Genomic DNA, 16231 nt, shown 5'->3' with positions numbered 1-16231 from the left:
CTAGATCACGATTTTCGTCCATACAAACCACCGATTTCGTCGACGGTTTTGGTGGTTTATATGGACGAAACTCGCGAAAAGCCGCCTGCAGACAGCACTGCGCCCCGCTTCCTAGAGGATTGCGCGAAGGAAGCGGGGCGCTGGCGTGCGTCAGTTAGTTGATGACGGCGATGAGGTCGCCGCCTTCCACCTTGGTGGCCTGGCCGATGGCCACGCGCTCGACCACACCATCCTTGGTGGCGGAGATGGATGCTTCCATCTTCATCGCCTCGATGACGGCGATTTGATCGCCGGCCTTCACCTCGTCGCCGGGCTTGGCGGTGGGGTTGACCACGCCGGCGAATGGTGCGGCGACGTGGCCCTCGTTGGAGGGGTCGGCCTTTTCGACGGTAGCGACCGTGGATTCGGCGTTCTCGTCGCGCACCTTCATCGGGCGGATCTGGCCGTTGACGTTGAGAACCACGTTACGCATGCCCTTTTCGTCCGGCTCACCCACGGCGTCGAGACGCACTACGACCTGCTTGAGGTCAGCGCGATCGGTGGAGTCCTCTGGGAAGTAGTGGACGACCTTTTCTTCGCCTTCGGTAAGACCATAGAAGAAGGTGGTATCCGTCAGTGCCTCGGTGTTGCCGTACTTGCGGCGGAACTCGTTGAATTCCTCGAACTGCTTCGGGAATAGCAGGCGATTCAGGCTGGCGCGGCGCTCATCCGAGTTATCGGATTCCAGATGCGGTTGCTCTTCCGCAGGAACCTCGCTCACCTTGGCGCCGGTTTCCTCGCGGCCATCGAGTACCTTATCGCGCAGCTCCGGCCAACCGCCCGGAGGGGTACCGAGCTGGCCGCGGAGGAACTGGTTGACGGAGTCCGGAATATCGAACTTGGTGGGGTTGGCAGCGAAGTCCTTCGGGTCTACGCCTGCACCGACAAGGTGAAGGGCAAGATCGCCCACAACCTTGGAGGACGGGGTGACCTTGGTCGGACGGCCCAGCATCTCGTTGACTGCAGCGTAGGTATCCTCGATGACCTCGAAGCGGTCTGCCAAGCCGAGGGCAACGGCCTGCGCACGCAGGTTGGACAGCTGGCCGCCCGGAATTTCGTGCTTGTACACGCGACCAGTCGGGCCAGGGATGCCGTTTTCAAACGGGGCGTAGAGCTGGCGCACGGCTTCCCAGTAGGGCTCGAGATCCGATACGGCCTGCAGGTCGATACCGGTATCGCGCTTGGACTGGGAGAACGCTGCGATAAGGGCGGACAGCGACGGTTGCGAGGTGGTACCGGCCAGCGGCGCGGAGGCGCCGTCGACGATGTCGGCACCGGACAAGGCGGCCGCATAGTAGGTAGCCATCTGGCCGCCCGCGGTATCGTGCGTGTGCACGTGCACCGGCAGGTCGAATTCCTTGCGCAGCGCCATAACCAGCTTGGAAGCGGCCTCAGGGCGCAGCAGACCGGCCATATCCTTGATGGCAAGGATATGGGCTCCGGACTCTACAATCTGCTCGGCCAGCTTGAGGTAGTAATCCAGCGTGTACAGGTTCTCCTTCGGCGACGAAAGGTCACCGGAGTACGCCATGGCCACCTCAGCAACGGTGGTATTGGTCTCGAGGACGGCATCGATGGCAGGGCGCATCTGGGAGACGTCGTTAAGAGCATCAAAGATGCGGAAAACGTCCACGCCGGACTTGGCTGCTTCCTGGACAAAGCCGCGGCAGACCGAATCCGGGTACGGGGTATAGCCCACAGTATTGCGTCCGCGCAGGAGCATCTGGATGTTCTGGTTTGGCATAGCCTCGCGCAGCATGTCCAGGCGGACCCAAGGGTCCTCGTGGAGGAAGCGCATGGCGACGTCATAAGTCGCACCACCCCATGCCTCGACCGAGAACAGGTTCGGGGTCATGCGGGCTACGGCTTCGGCTGCAGAAACCAGGGCGGTACTACGCACGCGGGTAGCCAGCAGGGACTGGTGGGCGTCGCGGAAGGTGGTATCCGTAACCATCAGCGCATTCTGCTGACGGATCTTCTCCGCCCACTTTTGCGGACCAAACTCGAGCAGGTCATCTCGGGAACCGCGCGGCAGCGGCTCGGAAAGGTCTAGCTCGGGGAGCTTATCAAAGGGGCGCAGCGCCGTCGGGCGCTTACCGTTGGGCTTATTAACTGTGGTCTCCGCGATGTACTCGAGAATTCGACCAGACTCATCGACTGCCGGCGGAGCCTTGAGCAGGTGCGGGTGTGCATTGATGAATCCGGTGTCCACGCGGGTCTGAGTGAAGTCCGGCTCGCGCAGCAGGGCGCGCAAGAATCCGATATTGGTGGCCACGCCGGAGACGGTGAACTCGTTGAGCGCACGCTGGGCGCGCTGCACGGCCTGCTCGAAAGTGACGCCGCGGCAGGTCATCTTCACCAGCAGGGAGTCGAAGTTCGGCGATACTTCTGCGCCCACGGAGGTTGCACCATCCAAGCGCACGCCAGCGCCGCCCGGCGAACGATACGCAGTCAGCGTGCCGGTATCCGGACGGAAACCGTTATTAGGGTCCTCGGTGGTAATGCGGCACTGCAGAGCAGACCCGGTAATGGAAATCTTGTCCTGAGCGAGGTGAATATCTTCCAGCGAAGCGCCGGCCGCGATATTCATCTGGGCCTTGACGATATCTACGCCGGTAATTTCCTCGGTCACGGTGTGCTCCACCTGCACACGCGGGTTCATCTCAATGAAGACGTGATTGCCGCGCTCATCGACGAGGAATTCCACGGTGCCCGCGCCCTCGTAATTAATGTGCTCACAGAACTTCACCGCATCCTGGCAGATGCGGTCACGCAGCTCGGAATCCAGCGACGGCGCCGGCGCAATCTCGACCACCTTCTGGTGGCGGCGCTGCACCGAGCAGTCACGCTCGAAGAGGTGCACCACATTGCCCTGGCTATCGGCCAGAATCTGCACCTCGATGTGCTGTGGTTTGATGACCGCGGTCTCTAGGTACACGCTGCCGTCACCGAACGCCGCCTCCGCCTCGCGCGAAGCCTCGGCCGCCTTTTCGCGCAGCTGATCCTCAGATTCCACGAAGCGCATGCCGCGCCCGCCGCCACCGGCGACAGCCTTAACGAAGACAGGGAAGTTAAAGTCCTTGGAATATTCGACCAGCTTATCGACGTCCGTCGATGGCTCCGAGTCCTGCAACGTCGGCAACCCAGCTTCCTTCGCCGCACTAACTGCAGCAGCCTTATCACCGGTGAGGTCCAACGTGCTTGGGGTCGGACCAATGAACTTAATGCCATTGTCCTCACACGCACGGGCTAAATCTGCGCGCTCCGAAAGGAATCCGTAGCCGGGGTAAATGGCATCCGCTTCGGCCTTCTTGGCGGCGCGGATAATCTCATCAATGTCCAAGTATGCCTTGACCGGCTGCCCCTCGGCGCCGATGCGGACGGCCTCATCCGCGAAGGCGCGGTGGAAGGAGTTTCGGTCTTCGCGAGGATAGACCGCGACGGTCTTTGCCCCGGTCTCGAAGGCAGCACGGAATGCACGCACGGCGATTTCGCCACGGTTGGCTACCAGAATCTTTTTGAACGATGGAAGCGCGGGATTAGCCACTTCTGTGTTCCTTTCAACTCGGAAGGTACTGCGATACAGCACCTCCTCTTGGGTGATCCGTATCTCAGTTTAGAGATCGAAACCTTCCTTGTCTGCCCATTTTCAAGCGGAGTTTGCCACACTATCCAGCGCTTAAACCGTTGAACGGGTGGTTTCTGCAGTCCGACCAGTAATAACAGGGTTAGCTATTCTGTAAATCTTGCAAATTTTTACCTCAACAAAATATGCAGCGGGGACACCTGCGTACCCAAGTAAACCGTTGTTGACCAAACGCCTCCCCGGCTATATGGTTACCCACATAGGTGGTAAACCCATACACCAGGGAAGGAATCACATGTCGCATGCACGAGAGGCCGCACCATGAGCGATACTCGGCCTATTTATCAACAGCTGGCAGGAGGAATCAGAGACATGATTATTTCCGGCGAACTCCCCGAGGGAGAACGCGCCCCCAGTACCAATGAGCTTTCAGCTTTCCATTCCGTCAACCCCACTACCTCCGCAAAGGCACTAACCGTCCTCTTCGAGGAAGGCCTGCTGGAAAAGCGACGCGGCCTGGGCATGTTTGTGCGCGAAGGCGCGCGCGACAAGGTACGCCACCAACGCCAAGAGGCGCTCAGGGAAGACTTCATCGTGCCTCTCCTCAAGGAAGGAGCCGCGCTGGGCTTAAGCGCCAGCGATATCGCCGACCTCATCGAAGCCGAAGGAGACCATCATGACGCACCTTAATATGCACAATGTCAGCTGCAAGCGCCGCCTGCACGTGCCACACCTGGATCTCACCGCCGGCATGTATGGGCTTATCGGCCCCAATGGCGCTGGCAAGACCACGCTCCTGCGCACGATAGCGGGATTCCTCCCTACCAAGGGCAGCATCGATACCCCACAGGTAGCGATTGCGCGCACCGGCGCCGATATTTCGCTCTCCGGTTCCACCGTGGCCCAGCACCTGCGCGCCGCACAGCATGTGCGCGAGGGTTTCGACGTGGGGTATGCGGAGGAGCTGTTGGATAAGGTGGGTGTCGACAAGCGCAGCAAGAACCGCTCTTTAAGCACCGGCCAGCGCCAACTAGTTGCCTGTGCCACTGCCCTGGCTGCGCGCACGCCGATCACCCTCCTCGATGAGCCTTTCAATGGCCTGGACGCGCCAACGCGCACGCGCCTGCGCGAGCTCATCATCGCCCACGCCTCCGGCACCCCGGACTGGCTGCTGGTGCTTTCTTCCCACCGCGCCGAAGACCTCGTCGGCCTGGTTGACCACGTCATTACCGTGCACGACGGCACGGTCAATAAACCCACCGACCTGGAATCCCAACGGCCGCACTACCCCGTCATTAGCGGCAGCACCAAGGACGTGGAGCAAGCACTCGCACTTGCCGACGCCCTCCCCCTCCACCACTCCTCCCTTGGCTCCACCTCCAAGGTGCACGCGTGGTGCCCGGCCCCGTTCCCGGCCGATACCGCAGCCGCCGCTCAAATCACCGTCTCCTACCTTGACGACGGCCAGCTCATCGATTCCCTTGTCTCCCGCGCCCACGAATCCACCCGCACCCCACAAGAGGAGTCCTAGTCATGAAGCTACTGAAGACCTTCAACCTCAATGCCGCCAAAGCGCTCATCGTGATAAGCATCATCGTCGTTTTGCTGTGGGTCCTCCCGTATGCTGTCCCCAGCGATCCCTCTGCCATCGGCGCCAATCCAACCGGCTGGGGAATCTTCGCAGTCTTTATGTGGGGACTCTACTGTGCCTTCGCCGCAACCGAATACCGTTCCTTGCGCAGTCTAGGGATGCGGCCCCGGCAATGGCTTACCAGCATGCACGCGACGCTGTGGCTAGCCGCGCTCATTTTTGGAGCCGTCGCCTGGGCCGCTTACTACATCGCGCTGCAGTCGGGTGCGTACGCGAATTCTTCGTGGGCAATCACCCCCGGCGCTGTAGAAGCCAGCCTTCCGTTTTGCTACGCGGCAACCTTCGGTAGCTTTGCCTGTGGCCACCTCATAACCGGATACATTGGCGCACTCATCGGTGTGGTAGTAAGTAGCGCAAACCAAAGCTCCCTATTCGTTCGGCTCCTACTAATCGCCGGCATCATCGTCGGCCTATTCCTAGCGGATGGCATCGTGATTACTCTCGCTGAATCATTTGGAGCTGTAGAAATCGGCGCCCCATGGCCCGGCATGTTTTTCTTCGCTGGTTTAGCGGTCCTTATCTGCACCGCAGCAATTCACCTCCTGGCGCGGCGTATCCAGCCATAACCCGACCGCAGAAAAGCCCCGACAAGTATGTCAGCCCCCCACTCCGGCCAACGTGACGGTGCCGGAATGTGAGGGAGCTGACACGTTTTAGAAGGACTTCGGCGGGACCGAACGCTGCTCCTCGCCGTTATACGCGGATAGCGGACGAATAAGTGAGTTATTCTCGTTCTGCTCCACAATGTGCGCGGTCCAACCGGTAATGCGGGCCATGACAAAGATTGGCGTGAAGAATTCAATGTCGAAACCCAAGATGTGATAGGCAGGGCCAGCGGGAAAATCGAGGTTAGGCTTGATCTTGATGGAGGTATTATCCTCCATCGTCTTGGCCATTATGTCGTACATTTCAATCCATTGGGTCTGGTCGTGTTGTTCGGCCAGCTCCTTAAAGGCGGCCTCCATGGTGGGAACTCGGGAATCGCCGTTTTTGTAAACGCGGTGGCCAAAGCCCATGACCAGTTCCTTGTTGGCCAGCTTCTTCTTGGTCCATTCTTCGGCCTTGGCAGGATCGCCAACCTCCAGGAAGTTCTTCATAACTGCCTCGTTGGCACCGCCATGCAATGGCCCCTTGAGAGCGCCGATGGCCGCAACAATGGCGGAGTACGTATCGGACATAGTGGAGGTCACCACGCGGGCAGCGAAGGTGGAGGCGTTAAAAGAGTGCTCAGCGTAGAGGATGAGGGACTTATCAAAGGCCTCGATATCGGCGCGGTTGGTAGCTGGGGAGCCTTCCTCATCACCGAAGACCATCCACAGGAAGTTCTCCGCAAAGCCCTTCTTGCGAGAAGGTTGGATGTAGCCTTCACCGCGGCGGCGTCGGATATCAAGAGCAATGATGGTCGGAATCTTGGCCATTAGCTCAAGCGCGGTGCGACGGATATGTTCAGAGTCTTTGGTGTATTCCTCTGGGTCTTGGGAACCGATATAGGAAATGGCGGTACGCAGGACGTCCATTGGGTGGCACGACAGCGGCATGGACATAATGAGGTCAATGACATGGCGCTCCAAGTGGCGCAGGGCTTTCTCGCGGGCAGAGAAGCGGATGAGGGATTCCTGTCCCGGCAGCTTGCCGTTCCACAGCAGATAGGCCACTTCCTCGAAGGAGCAATAGCGGGCAAGCTCTTGGACGGGATAGCCGCGGTAGGTCAGTGAGTTGGTCTCAGGAACGACCTTGGACACGGCAGTCTCATCGACGACGACGCCATACAGGCCCTTACGGATTTCGGGGGTCTGGTTCTTATCGGACATGGTGTAAGTTCTCCTTAGCTTTCGAAGGTGGGACGGTAGGTGTCTTTGGAATAGGTGAATACGGATTTGTCGAAGTCGTTGTATTCCTCGTAACGCACCAGCTCATAAAGGCGGGAACGGTGTTGCATGCGCTCGAGCCAGTCGGTTTGCAAGCCGGTTTCATGCATATCCCGCAGGAAATCTTCGGTAGCGCCCATAGCCACACGGAAGGTGGAGACGGGCCAGATGACTGCGTTATAGCCGAGGTCTTCTAGCTGTTGCGCCGAAAGCAACTCGGTTTTGCCGAATTCGGTCATATTTGCCAGCAACGGGGTGTCGACAGCGGCGCGGAATTTTTCAAAGTCTGCTGGCTGATACAACGCCTCAGTGAAGATAAGGTCCGCACCGGCATCGGCGTAAGCCTTTGCACGGTCGATGGCGTCATCGATGCCGTTGACTCCTGCGGCATCGGTGCGGGCACAGATAATGAAGTTCGGGTCGCGCCGCTCGTTGACCGCGGCGCTAATACGGCGGAACATAATATCTGTGTCCACCACTTCTTTGCCGTCGAGGTGGCCGCAGCGCTTCGGGTTGACTTGGTCTTCCAGGTGGCATCCGGCCAGGCCTGCGTCTTCGAGTGCGGCTATGGTGCGGGCGGCGGACATGGGTTCGCCGAAGCCAGTATCGGCGTCGACAAGCACGGGCAGGTCCGTCGCGCGGCCAATCTGGCCCGAACGCTGCGCCACCTCAGTCAAAGTGGTCAGGCCAATATCGGGAAGGCCCAAATCATTGGCCAGCACCGCGCCGGAGACATAAACTCCGCCGAAACCACCGATATCCTGAATAAGGCGCGCGGTCAGGGGATTGAACGCGCCCGGCAATCGGGTAATGGTGCCGGATTCAAGGTCGGCGCGGAATTGCTGGCGCTTTTCCGCCGGAGTTTTCAAAGAGCCAAATAGTCCAGCCATTAGAAGAGTCCTTCCGGTTTCTGGGGCGCGGCGGCGAGGTGAGCATCGGTCACCCGCACGTTTAACTCGGTAAGGTCAGTGAGATTTTCCAAGTTTTGGACGGCGTTGAGGAAGCGCTCTTGTTCGGCCTCGTCCACGATGCCGTTTGCGAGTTTTCTGAACTTCTCTATGTATTGCTCGCGCGCAAAGGGTCGGGCACCAAGCGGGTGGGCGTCAGCAACGGCGCGCTCATCTTCTACCACCGTGCCGTCTTTGAAAGTGATCACAGCCTTGCCGCCAAAGGCCTTTTCAGACAGGTCATTGGAGTGATAGCGGCGGGTCCACTCGGGGTCTTCGACAGTGGAAATCTTGTGCCACAGCTCGATGGTCTCCGGGCGGTTGGCTCGCTCAGGCGCATAGGAAGCCTCGTGATCCCACTCGCCATCCTCGAGGGCTACGGCAAAGATGTACATGATGGAGTGATCCAGCGTTTCGCGGGAGGCGGAGGGATCCATCTTTTGTGGATCATTGGCACCGGTACCGATGACATAGTGCGTATGATGCGAAGTGTGCAGAACAATGGACTCGATATCCGCAGTCTGCAGGCCCTTTTCTGCCAAGGTTTTCTTTAGCGCAAAGGCCATATCGATGGGCGCTTGGGCCTGGTATTCAGCGGAGTGCTCCTTGGTATAGGTATCCAAGATGGCGCGCTTTTCCTCGCCAAGCTCTGGCAAGGGGACCGTGTAGGTGCGCTCCGGTGAATGCAGCATCCACGCGATGAATCCATCCTCGCCTTCCCAGATGGGCGCCGGCGCACCTTCGCCGCGCATAGTCCGGTCAACGGCTTCAATGGCCATCTTTCCCGCGAAAGCTGGGGCATAGGCCTTCCAAGAGGAAATCAGACCCTTACGGGATTGCCGGGTGGCGGTAGTGGTGTGCAGCGCCTGACCCACCGCCTGGTAGATGGTGTCCTTATCTAGTCCGAGCATGGTGCCGATACCGGCGGCCACGGAGGGACCGAGGTGTGCCACATGGTCAATCTTGTACTCGTGCAGGCACATGCCTTTCACCAGGTTGACCTGGATTTCATAGCCGGTAGCGATACCTCGAATAAGGTCTCGCCCGCTCAGCCCCTTATGCTGAGCAGTAGCGAGCAACGGCGGGATATTATCCCCGGGGTGCGAGTATTCGGCAGCCAGGAAAGTATCGTGATAATCCAGCTCGCGGACAGCAGTGCCGTTGGCAAGCGCGGCCCATTCGGCCGAGTAGGTACCGTCCACGCCAAATACCGTGGCCCCTCCCGTACTTACCGGGTGCGCCTGAGCCATAACGCGGGCAGAGGTTACCGAGCCACGCGCTACGGACGCCATGGCCACGGCCGCATTATCAATGATGCGGTTGATGATCATGTCGGTGGTCTCGGCGGGAACCTCTACGGGATCCGCGGCTACTTCTGCCACCTTGTACGCCAGGTGCTCCTCATAGGGGAAATCCTCGGCGGATTTATGGGTTCTTACCTCGTGGTTCTTCACTAGATGGGTCCTCCTCCACTCTGTAAATGCGTTGTGGATCACACTAAATGCTTGAATGTGTCACGCGCTATAAGTATGGTGTGTGTAATCTAGCGGAATGAGTCAGTGAAATCTGCAAAGTTTGTGATTTCAACTGCTCATGGCGGCGAAAGGCGGCACAGCAACCGATGACCAAGCATTATGCGGGGGCACGAATCCATGCACTGCGCAAGCAGCGGGGGCTAACACAGGTAGCGATGGCCAAACAGTTGGGACTATCAACCAGCTACCTCAACCAGCTCGAAAACGATCAACGCCCGCTCACCGTCACCGTGCTCATGCAGCTGTCACAGCGCTTCGACGTGGATCCCGGATACTTCGCCGACGACCGCGATACGCGCACCATCACCGACCTGCGCCGCATCTTTCCCGACGCTGCCGAAGACTCCTTGGCCGACCTAGCCTCGCGCTTTCCGGAGCTCATGCCCCGTTTCGTCGATGTCGCCACCCGCGCCCCAGCGCGGGAGCGCTCCCCTTTTGAGCTCGTCCGTGATTTTTTCTACGACGCCCATAACTACATCCACGAGCTCGATGTCCTAGCTGAAGAGCTCGCCGGCCAGCTCGGTGACCGGGTGCTACGCCGCGGACGTTTAGCGTCCCGCATGCACGAGGATCTCGGCGTTACCGTCCGCTTTTCCCGGCCGGGACCACGCCGCGACTTCGATCCAGACACCCGGGAGCTTGCGCTTCGTGACGGCCTTTCCGAAGCCCAATTGGTCTTTGAAATGGCGCTCCAATACTGCCTGCTCGCCTACCGCGATGTCTGCGATAACCTCGTCTCCGAGCTTCCTGCCGGCGAGGCGCAAGAACTAGCTACCTTAGGGCTTGCACAGTACTTCGCGGCCGCTGTCACCACGCCCTACCAACTGTTCCTGTCGATGGCTGAGGAGACCCGCTACGATATCGACCTTTTGTGCAACTACTTTGGCACCGGTTTCGAAACCACCGCACAACGCCTGGCCACCCTCCAGCGCCCAGGCCTTACCGGCGTGCCCTTTTCCTTCATCCGCACCGACCGCGCTGGGAATATCTCCAAGCGCCAATCCTCCACCGCCTTCCACTTCGCCCGCTCGGGCGGGTCATGCCCATTATGGGTAGTCCACCGCGCCTTTGAGACGCCCAATCGCATCACCCGCCAGGTAGCCGCCATGCCAGATGGCCACGCCTACCTGTGGATAGGCCGCTTTGTGCAAGGAACCGCACAATCTTGGGGAACCCCTCGCAAAGAGTTCGCCGTGGGCTTAGGCTGCGATATCTCTGAGGCCGACCGCATTGTCTACGCCGATGCGCTTAATTTAGACGTATCCGCCGCCACCCCTATCGGCCCTGGTTGTACCGCTTGCCCGCGCGAGCATTGCCCCCAGCGTGCTCTTCCTCAAGCGGATCGCGCCATCCAGGTTTCACTCAATCGCACCGCCGAGCATTCTTACTCCACCTTTTAGCGGCGCATGAAAAAGCGCCCGATCTCGACTGATTATCGAGTGCGGGCGCGAAGAGAGGAATTGGTTTCGTTTACTCCAGATCGTCGTGGGCAACGAGGCGTCGCGCAGCCTCGGTGATGGTGCCCGACAGGGACGGGTATACGGCGAAGGAATCGGCCAGCTGGTTCACGGTGAGCTGGTTCGTCACGGCCATGGCAATGGGCAGGATGAGCTCGGAGGCGGTCGGCGCAACGATGACGCCGCCGATAACGCGGCCAGAGGTGGCGCGGCAGAAGAGCTTGACAAAGCCGTGCTGCAGGGAACGCATCTTGGCTCGCGGGTTGGTATTGAGCGGCATGGTGATGGTGCGGGCGGCGACTTCGCCGGCCTCAATCTCTGCCTGGGTGAAACCGACGGCGGCGATTTCCGGGCGGGTGAAGACGGCGTTGGCCACGGTCTTCAGGCGCAGCGGAGAAACGCCCTCACCGAGAGCGTGGTACATGGCCACGCGGCCCTGCATTGCGGCGACGGAAGCCAACGGGAAAAGGTCAGAGCAGTCGCCAGCGGCGTAGATGCCGGCGATATTGGTGCGGGAGACGCGGTCAACCTGAATGTGGCCAGACTTGGCGGTTTCCACGCCAACGTTCTCCAGCTTCAAGTCCTGGGTATTCGGGATGGAGCCGATAGACATGATGACATGGGAACCGGTAATTTCGCGGCCGTCCTGAGTGGTCACCAGCACATTGCCATCCTCGGTACGGTTAACGGTTTCAACGCGGCAGTTCTTTTCCAGCTCAACGCCGCGCTCGCTAAGCACAGTCTCGAGGACGTCGGCCGCGTCGGCGTCGTCATGCGGCAAAATACGGTCGCGGGAGGCAACCATAGTGACCTTGACGCCTAGCTCCGCAAAGGCAGAGACAAACTCGGCACCGGTGACACCGGAACCGACGACGATGAGGTGCTCCGGCAGCTCGGTGAGGTTATAGACCTGCTGCCAGGTAAGGATGCGCTCACCATCCGGCTGCGCACCAGGTAGCACGCGCGGGGTGGCGCCGGTAGCTACCAAGACGAGGTCTGCGTTAATGGTTTCTTCGTGGCCATCCTCGTTGAAGACGGCGGTGACCTTGTGACCGCCAAAGGCATCGGCTTCCTGGTCCTCTGGGAAGTAGCCGCGGCCATCGATAACGCGTGCGCCCAAGGATTCCACGGTGGCGCGGATATCGGCGGACTGCTTGCTTGCCAAGTCCTGCACGCGCTTATTCAGTGCGGTCAAGGAAAGATGGGCTTGGCCAATGCCCTGGTTAAGTTCCATATCCTCGGCACGGCGCAGGTCGGTCTTGATATTGGCACCAGCGATGAAGGACTTGGAAGGAACACAGTCCAAGATAACGCTGTTGCCGCCCATGCCTTGGTCTTCAATAATGGTGATTTCTGCACCATATTTCGCACCTGCCAACGCAGCCTCATAGCCGGCCGGGCCGCCGCCGATGATGACGATTCGCTTGGTCTGGTTCAACACGCACTTGCTCCTTTATCGGCTCCACTTTAAAAGTCGCTTACGAGTCTAACGTGTAGGCCCTTAAAGCGCGTTAGTCTGTCTCCGCATTCTCCCCTATGAACTGCTCAACCACGGCGCCGAAGAGTTTGATACCCACGCCGATGGCCCGCTCGTCCACAATAAGATCGCCCATGTGCAGGTCATGCTGCTCGCCTTCGCCGGACCAGCAGCCCAGCCGCGCCATGGAACCAGGAACCTTTTCCAGATACCAGGAAAAGTCCTCGCCACCGGAGGACTGCGGGGCTTGGACCACGGCCTGCGGGTCGATGGATTGGGCGGCGGAGGCAAGCAGGGCGGTTGCGACGTCGTCGTTAAGCACCGGCGGAACGCCGCGGTGATAGGTCAGCTCATGCTCTACGCCTACCGGCGCAAGGATTTGGTCCACCAGCTCGCTAAAGAGGCTTTGCATATCGCGCCAGATGCCAATATCGGCCGTGCGCATGGTGCCGGTCAAGCTGCCGGTCTCCGGAATAGCGTTGGGTGCATACCCCGAGTTGACCTGGCCAAAGACCAAAACGGTGCCGGTGCGCGGATCAACGCGACGCGAGAGCAGCGCGGGCAGTTCGGTGATGACCTTACCCAGGGCATAGACGACGTCGGCGGAAAGATGCGGACGGGAGGTATGCCCGCCCGGACCCTTGATTTTAAGCTCCACAACGTCAGTAGCGGAGGTAATCGCGCCAGCACGAATGCCAATTCGCCCCACGCGCAGCTTGGGCTCGGCGTGGATGGCAAAAATGGAATGCACCCCTTCCAGCGCGCCCCATTCAATAACGTCGGTCGCACCGCCGACCCACACTTCTTCAGCCGGTTGGAAGATGACTCGAATACCCAACGGCAGGTCGTGGACACGCTGAAAATCCGCCAACGCGCAGGCCAGGCCGAGCGCCACGGTCGTGTGCACATCGTGGCCACAAGCATGCATCTTGCCGGGCACCTCAGAGGTATATTCCAGGCCGGTAACCTCGGTGACTGGCAGAGCATCAATATCCGCACGAAAGGCTAATCGGCCCAGTTCCGTATCGGGGCCGATGTCTACCATCAGACCGGTCTGTGGGAAGCGCTGGGGCTCCAGACCGTAGTCCTGCAGGATAGAAGCTAGGAAGTTGGTGGTTTCTACCTCTTGATTCGCGGTTTCCGGGTGGCGGTGGATATGGCGCCGCCACGCGATGACCTCCGCACGGTGGGCATTGAACCACTCGTTGATGAATTCTGAGATCATCCGCGTGCCTTCCCTGTCGTTGAAATACGTCTGGGTGCAAAGTCTACAACTAGACCATGCGGTTCAGTAACTCAGGTGGTGATACGGCTCGTGCTAGGCCGAGGCCCCGTTCCACGTAGCGGCAAACCGCCGACGGTCCACATAGCCTTGCGGGAAGGGCGCAACGTCTTCGGCGACGGCCACTGCGGAATCCGCCAAGTGCCCCTCCACTACGTCCCCACCGGCCGGCAGCAGTACCGCCGGCGGGATCTCTAGGGCTAAGGCCAGCTTATATACCGTAGAAAGCTGCGGATCGGCCATAGCGTGCACGCCATTTTCATTGCGCTCTAGATTGGATATTTGGCTGCGGGAGACCCCAGAAATCTCTGCTAGCGCCTGTTGCGAAATCCCCCGGCGCTTCCGCACGCGCCGCAATTGTTGCGAAAATCCGTGGCCATAACTCGACCACATTAAATGAATGAAACTCATATTCTCTCCCCCGGAAAGTGCGGTCGCCTTTCCAGGGAGAACACTACCTTAAAGGTCGATATTGCGCGGTCCGTAGAGGCGGTCGCCAGCATCGCCCAAGCCCGGAACGATATATGCATCCTCGTTCAGGGAAGGATCAATAGCTGCGGTAACCAGGCGCACCGGCAGGTCGGATTCGGCCAGCGCATCCGCGCCCGGCTGAGCCGAGACCATGCAGATCGCGGTGATATCGGTGGCACCGCGGCCGGCGAGCAGGCGCAAAGCGTGCAGCAGGGAACCACCGGTGGCCAACATGGGATCCACCACAAACACAGTGCGGCCGGTGAGGTCTTCCGGCAATGCCTCCAGGTACGGCACCGGTTCGTGGGTCTCTTCATCGCGGGCCATTCCAATAAAGCCGACCTGCGCATCCGGAATCATGGACAGCGCCGGATCCACCATGCCGAGCCCGGCGCGGATGATCGGCACGATAATGGGCGGGTCCTGCAGGCGGGTGCCTTGTGCGGTAGAAACCGGGGTGGCGCAGTCGAAGTTCTCCACGGCAAGGTCGCGGGATGCTTCATATACCAGCATGGCGCCCAAGTCTTTTAAAGCGGCGCGGAAGGCGGAGTTATCGCTGCGCGCATCGCGCATAAGCGTCAGGCGGGAGGCGGCAAGCGGGTGGTCTACTACGTGGATGTCCATGACCCCCACTTTAAACTTTTTGGGAACCAAATGGGCCATTGGGCAGTCCAATAGGACATGAGACCTTTCACGCTTGATACCGACTATGCCCGCCACCTCGCCCGCGACCTGCATGCCCAGTCCCAAGGGGAGAATCCGCCCCACCCTGTTTTGCCTGAAGATTCCGCCTTCACTGCTTTCAATGAGGCCGTACATGCCGCGCTCGATAACGTGGGCGCGCGCATGAGCGTGCTGCGCAACGATATGGGTCAGGTAGCCCACTCCGGTTTCCAGATGTCGCGCGAGGCAGAAGATACCGATGCTTCAGTAGGCCAACGCCTTGGGGCGGCGATGTAGATGCTCGATACCGCGCTCAAACAGATTGCCACCATGCAGCCGGCACAGCTTCCGGAGGTAGAGCTTCCCCGCGTGCCGGATCTTTCCGCCGCCGAGCCTTTAGCCGCCATCGCCCACGGCAATCCCGCTCCTCTACTCAAATCGGCAAAGAATATCGACCTTGATACTGAGACCATCTCTGCTGCGCTCGGCCAGGCCCGCACCTTAGTGGCGGGCACCATCCGGGACCTGGTGGGTATCGCCACGCAGCTAGTGCGCCGGGCCCTGCCCACCGCGCTGGGCTTCCTCTCCTTGGACCCGTCCGCGCGCGCCGAGGCTATGGCCAAGCTGCGTGCGCTTGTCTCCCAGCACCTGGGCATGGCTACTGCTCGCGTGCATCGCTTGATGGGTGATCTCAGCGCGGCAGCTCAGTCTTTGCATCCGGTAGCGCAGCGGCCGGTGCGCTCCGCGCTTGCCGACGCCCCCGTACACCCCACCAGCTCCCATTCCACTACCCTTACGGAACAACCCGCGGTAGGCGCTGGAGCCGATGCCACGGCGAATGAGGCTCACTCTGCCTCGCCCACACCAGAGCTCTCGGCCGAAGGGGGTTCGGCCGCCGGTCAGGCTGCCGTCGCCGCCGCGAAGAGCCAAGTGGGCCAGCCCTATGTATGGGGCGGTACCGGAAATGGCGGGTTTGATTGTTCGGGACTTACCCAATGGGCCTATTCGCAGGCCGGGGTGGACTTACCCCGCACCGCGGATCAACAAGCGGTGGGCCAGCAAGTCAGCGCAGACCAACTCCAGCCTGGTGACCTGGTGGTATGGGATGGGCACGTGGCAATGTATTCCGGCAACGGCGAAATCGTGGAGGCCGGTGATCCGGTGCAAACCAACCCGCTGCGCACCACGAATATGGGCATGCAATTCAAAGGATTTTGGCGCCCCACGGCCTAAGGCCGGTGCGCTCTCGCGCGCT

General features: G+C 60.1%; 14 protein-coding genes. 6 read left to right on the top strand and 8 right to left on the bottom strand.

Features of this window, described 5'->3' with window-relative positions; translation table 11 throughout:
* Positions 1–154: 154 nt before the first annotated feature.
* Positions 155–3586 (bottom strand): pyruvate carboxylase, encoded by a 3432-nt coding sequence (locus L8V22_RS06255; RefSeq protein WP_238801208.1) that lies wholly within the window; start codon positions 3584–3586, stop codon positions 155–157.
* Between the two features lie 360 nt (positions 3587–3946).
* On the opposite strand from L8V22_RS06255, the gene L8V22_RS06250 reads away from it, so the two are divergent.
* From L8V22_RS06250 to L8V22_RS06240, 3 genes are read left to right on the top strand one after another with little or no spacing between them, the layout of a single operon-like run.
* Positions 3947–4315, top strand: a complete 369-nt coding sequence (locus L8V22_RS06250) for a GntR family transcriptional regulator (protein WP_284767849.1) — start codon at positions 3947–3949, stop codon at positions 4313–4315.
* On the top strand, positions 4302–5156 hold the full coding sequence (locus tag L8V22_RS06245; protein ID WP_238801207.1) for an ATP-binding cassette domain-containing protein: 855 nt from the start codon (positions 4302–4304) through the stop codon (positions 5154–5156). The genes L8V22_RS06250 and L8V22_RS06245 overlap by 14 nt, the downstream gene beginning before the upstream one ends.
* 2 nt (positions 5157–5158) lie before the next feature.
* Positions 5159–5842 carry a transglycosylase gene (locus L8V22_RS06240; protein WP_238801206.1) on the top strand — a complete coding sequence of 228 codons (684 nt, stop codon included), beginning with the start codon at positions 5159–5161 and terminating at the stop codon, positions 5840–5842.
* 87 nt (positions 5843–5929) lie between these two features.
* Here L8V22_RS06240 and L8V22_RS06235 read toward each other — a convergent pair whose 3' ends face one another.
* From L8V22_RS06235 to prpD, 3 genes are read right to left on the bottom strand one after another with little or no spacing between them, the layout of a single operon-like run.
* On the bottom strand, positions 5930–7087 hold the full coding sequence (locus L8V22_RS06235) for a bifunctional 2-methylcitrate synthase/citrate synthase (RefSeq protein WP_238801205.1): 1158 nt from the start codon (positions 7085–7087) through the stop codon (positions 5930–5932).
* Between the two features lie 14 nt (positions 7088–7101).
* Positions 7102–8034 carry a methylisocitrate lyase gene (gene prpB / locus L8V22_RS06230; RefSeq protein WP_238801204.1) on the bottom strand — a complete coding sequence of 311 codons (933 nt, stop codon included), beginning with the start codon at positions 8032–8034 and terminating at the stop codon, positions 7102–7104.
* A complete protein-coding gene (prpD, locus tag L8V22_RS06225) occupies positions 8034–9545 on the bottom strand; it encodes a 2-methylcitrate dehydratase PrpD (protein ID WP_238801203.1) in 1512 nt (503 codons plus the stop codon). Before prpD ends, prpB begins: the two co-directional genes overlap by 1 nt.
* A gap of 167 nt (positions 9546–9712) precedes the next feature.
* Here prpD and L8V22_RS06220 point away from each other — a divergent pair, with 167 nt between their 5' ends.
* Complete coding sequence (locus tag L8V22_RS06220; protein ID WP_238801202.1) at positions 9713–11026, top strand: short-chain fatty acyl-CoA regulator family protein; 1314 nt, start codon at positions 9713–9715, stop codon at positions 11024–11026.
* Between the two features lie 70 nt (positions 11027–11096).
* On the opposite strand, the gene L8V22_RS06215 is transcribed toward L8V22_RS06220, so the two are convergent.
* From L8V22_RS06215 to upp, 4 genes are all read right to left on the bottom strand, one after another.
* Positions 11097–12524: an NAD(P)H-quinone dehydrogenase gene (locus L8V22_RS06215; protein WP_238801201.1), complete on the bottom strand. Its 1428-nt coding sequence runs from the start codon at positions 12522–12524 to the stop codon at positions 11097–11099.
* A 70-nt stretch (positions 12525–12594) separates the two neighbouring features.
* Positions 12595–13785 carry a M20 family metallopeptidase gene (locus L8V22_RS06210; RefSeq protein WP_238801200.1) on the bottom strand — a complete coding sequence of 397 codons (1191 nt, stop codon included), beginning with the start codon at positions 13783–13785 and terminating at the stop codon, positions 12595–12597.
* A gap of 93 nt (positions 13786–13878) precedes the next feature.
* Positions 13879–14253, bottom strand: coding sequence for a helix-turn-helix domain-containing protein (locus L8V22_RS06205; RefSeq protein ID WP_238801199.1), 375 nt, complete (start codon positions 14251–14253; stop codon positions 13879–13881).
* Between the two features lie 48 nt (positions 14254–14301).
* Complete coding sequence (gene upp / locus L8V22_RS06200; RefSeq protein ID WP_238801198.1) at positions 14302–14937, bottom strand: uracil phosphoribosyltransferase; 636 nt, start codon at positions 14935–14937, stop codon at positions 14302–14304.
* A 57-nt stretch (positions 14938–14994) separates the two neighbouring features.
* On the opposite strand from upp, the gene L8V22_RS06195 reads away from it, so the two are divergent.
* On the top strand, positions 14995–15273 hold the full coding sequence (locus L8V22_RS06195; RefSeq protein WP_238801197.1) for a chemotaxis protein: 279 nt from the start codon (positions 14995–14997) through the stop codon (positions 15271–15273).
* Entirely contained in the window at positions 15274–16209 is a 936-nt protein-coding gene (locus tag L8V22_RS06190; RefSeq protein ID WP_238801196.1) for a C40 family peptidase, read from the top strand. It abuts the gene before it with no gap.
* Positions 16210–16231: the final 22 nt, after the last annotated feature.

This window comes from Corynebacterium yonathiae, assembly GCF_027570195.1.
Classification (GTDB): Bacteria; Actinomycetota; Actinomycetes; order Mycobacteriales; family Mycobacteriaceae; genus Corynebacterium; species Corynebacterium yonathiae.
Note: the sequence above shows the minus strand (reverse complement) of the source record. Positions and strands in the feature narration are given on the sequence as shown.